Raw genomic sequence first — 2,880 nt, 5'->3', positions numbered from 1 at the left:
ACCGCGAGGTAGCCGCGCTGGGGGTCGAGCTGGTCGAGCAGGGCCGCGACGGCCTGCTGCACCGTGGTGGCGTCCGCCAGCCAGTCGCCGCCGAGAGCGCGGATCTCGACCGCACCGTCCGTGGCTGCAGGAGCGGCGGCGCTGCCGATGCCCTGGTCGAGCAGCGCGCGGGCTGCCTTCTTGGCGCTCTCCACGTCGGGCTGGTCGAAGGGGTTGATGCCCAGCAGGCGACCAGCGGCTGCCGTGGCGACCTCCCAGAGCAGGAGCTGGGCGCCGAGGGGACCGCTGACCTCGACCACGGACCGCGCGGCATCCACCGGGCTGCCCGTCGAGTCCTCGGTGAGCACGCTCGAGTCCGAGTCGTCGGCCACCAGGCGCGCCACCGTGACATCCTCGCTGGGCCGCGCCACCTCGGGGTCGGTGTCACCGCCCACGACGACCGGCAGGATGCCGGTGCCTTCCTTGCCGGTGCTTTCGGCGATGAGCTGCTCGGCCCAGTCCGCGAACCCGACGATCCCGGATCCGTCGTCGACCAGGACGAGCTTGTCGCGCAACGGGTTGGTGCCCGCGATGGTTGCGCCGAGCCGGAGCCCCGGGTTGGCATCGTCGTCTGCGCTGAGCACGTCGGCGACCGCCTCTGCGTCGTCGAGCAGGCTGGCCACGTCCGCGCCGGCCAGGCCGGACGGCACCAAGCCGAACGCCGTCAGCGCCGAGTACCGGCCGCCCACATTGGGGTCGGCGTTGATGACCCGGTAGCCGGCCGCGCGCGACTCTTCGTCGAGCGGGCTGCCCGGGTCGGTCACGATCACGATGCGCTCGGTGGGCTCGATCCCGGCCTCGCTGAACGCCGCCTGGAACGCACGCCGCTGCGAGTCGGTCTCGACGGTGGAGCCGGACTTGCTCGAGACGACGACGACAGTGCGGGCCAGGTCCACGAGGGCGTCGCGGACCATGTCCGGCTGGGACGAGTCGAGCACGACGAGGTCGACACCGGCTGTGGCGCAGATGACCTCGGGGGCGAGCGACGAGCCACCCATGCCGCACAGTACGACCCGGTCGACCCCCTGCGCACGCAGCTCGTCACGCAGGGCGTCGATCTCGCCGACGAGCGGGCGCGAGGTGCGAGGGAGGTTGACCCAGGACAGCCGGATCGCCGACTCGGACTCAGCCTCGGGTCCCCACAGGGTCGCATCCTGCGCGAAGAGCTTGCTGGCAAACTGCGCCTCGACGAGCTCGGGGACCTTCGCGGCGATGGCGTCAGCGGCGGGGCCTGCCGCCACCACGCCAAGTGCGCTCACCTGTCGCCCTGCGCCACGTCGGAACGAGCGAGGTCGAGGTCGTGCTGGGCCTCGTCGAGCAGCTCCGCCCAGGAGGCCTCGAACTTCTCGACCCCCTCGCGCTCGAGCAGGGCGGTGACGTCGGCATAGGAGATGCCCAGCTGCTCCAAGGCATCGAGCACTCCGGCGGCGTCGTCATAGGCGCCGGTGATCGTGTCGCCGGTGATCTCACCGTGGTCGGCCACCGCGTCCAGGGTCTTCTCCGGCATGGTGTTCACCGTGTTCGGAGCGACCAGCTCGGTGACGTACATGGTGTCCGGGTAGGCCGGGTCCTTCACCCCGGTCGAGGCCCAGAGGGGACGCTGCTTCTTCGCGCCGTCGTCCTCGAGGTTCTGCCAGCGCGGCGTCGAGAACACCTCCTCGTAGGCCTGGTAGGCGAGCCGGGCGTTGGCCACGGCGGCCTTGCCCTTGAGCGCCTTGGCGTCCTCGGTGCCGATCGCGTCGAGGCGCTTGTCGACCTCGGTGTCGACGCGTGAGACGAAGAACGACGCGACGGAGGCGATGCTGGCGAGATCCTTGCCGTTCTCGCGGGCCTGCTCCAGGCCCGTGAGGAAGGCGTTCATCACGCCGCGGTAGCGGTCGAGGGAGAAGATCAGCGTGACATTGACGCTGATGCCTGCGGCCATCACCTGCGAGATCGCGGACAGCCCCTCGACCGTCGCCGGGATCTTGATCAGGGCGTTGGGCCGGTCGACGGCGGCGGAGAGCTTCTTGGCCTCCTCGACTGTCTTGGTGGTGTCGTGCGCCAGCCGCGGGTCGACCTCGATGGACACCCGGCCGTCGAGGTGGTTCGTCGACTCGAACACGGGCATGAGGATGTCGCAGGCGTTGCGCACGTCGGCCGTCGTCAGGGCGAACACGGTCTCGTCGACGGTCTTGCCCTCAGCGGCGAACGAGCGAAGGTCTGCGTCATAGCGGTCGCCCTTGGCCAGCGCGGCCTGGAAGATCGAGGGGTTGGTGGTCACCCCGACGACACCCTTGGTGTCGATGAGCTCCTGAAGGTTGCCGGTCTCGATCCGGTCCCGGGAGAGGTCGTCGAGCCAGACGGAGACGCCCTCGTCGGCGAGAGCCTTGAGTGCTGCGTTGTCAGTCACGTGGGTCACTTCCCTTTGCTCGCTGCGCTCTTAGTCGCAGCACTCTTCTTGGTGGTGGTGTCGGTGGCCTTGGTCGGTGGGATCTCGGCCCGCGGACGGGTCTGGGTCACCGTGGCGGCCACGCTCTTGCGTGCGGTGGCCTTGGCGTCCTTGAGCGAGTCCTTCGCGGCCTTCACGACGGCTTCAGGGGTGAACCCGAACTCGCGGTAGAGGGTCTTGTAGTCGGCCGACGCGCCGAAGTGCTCGATGCTGACGCTGCGTCCGGCATCACCGACGAGGTCGTGCCACCCGAACGAGACCGCAGCCTCGACGCTGACCCGGGCCCGGACCTCTGGCGGCAGCACCCGGTTCTGGTAGGCCTTGCCGGCCTCCTCGAACCACTCGCGGCAGGGCATCGACACGACCCGGGTCGGGATGCCCTGGCGTTCCAGGATCTCCCGGGCCTCAAT

The 2,880-nt window shown here is 69.8% G+C and carries 3 protein-coding genes; all 3 read right to left on the bottom strand.

The features are described 5' to 3' along the window. A partial coding sequence (locus VIG79_RS06260) for a glucose-6-phosphate isomerase (RefSeq protein ID WP_331883514.1) occupies nucleotides 1–1,298 on the bottom strand: 1,298 nt, incomplete at its 3' end. Beyond that, the gene (gene tal, locus VIG79_RS06255) at nucleotides 1,295–2,431 is read right to left on the bottom strand and encodes a transaldolase (protein WP_331883511.1); all 1,137 of its coding nucleotides are present in this window, start codon (nucleotides 2,429–2,431) and stop codon (nucleotides 1,295–1,297) included. The genes tal and VIG79_RS06260, both read right to left, overlap by 4 nt. A 5-nt stretch (nucleotides 2,432–2,436) precedes the next feature. Further along, nucleotides 2,437–2,880, bottom strand: a 444-nt coding sequence (locus VIG79_RS06250) for a transketolase-like TK C-terminal-containing protein (protein WP_331883509.1), incomplete at its 5' end; no start/stop codon positions are given.

Origin of the sequence: Lapillicoccus sp. (assembly GCF_036559105.1) — a bacterium.
Taxonomy (GTDB): Bacteria; Actinomycetota; Actinomycetes; order Actinomycetales; family Dermatophilaceae; genus Lapillicoccus.
The sequence above is the reverse complement of the archived record's forward strand: the minus strand, read 5'-3'. Positions and strand labels throughout refer to the sequence as shown.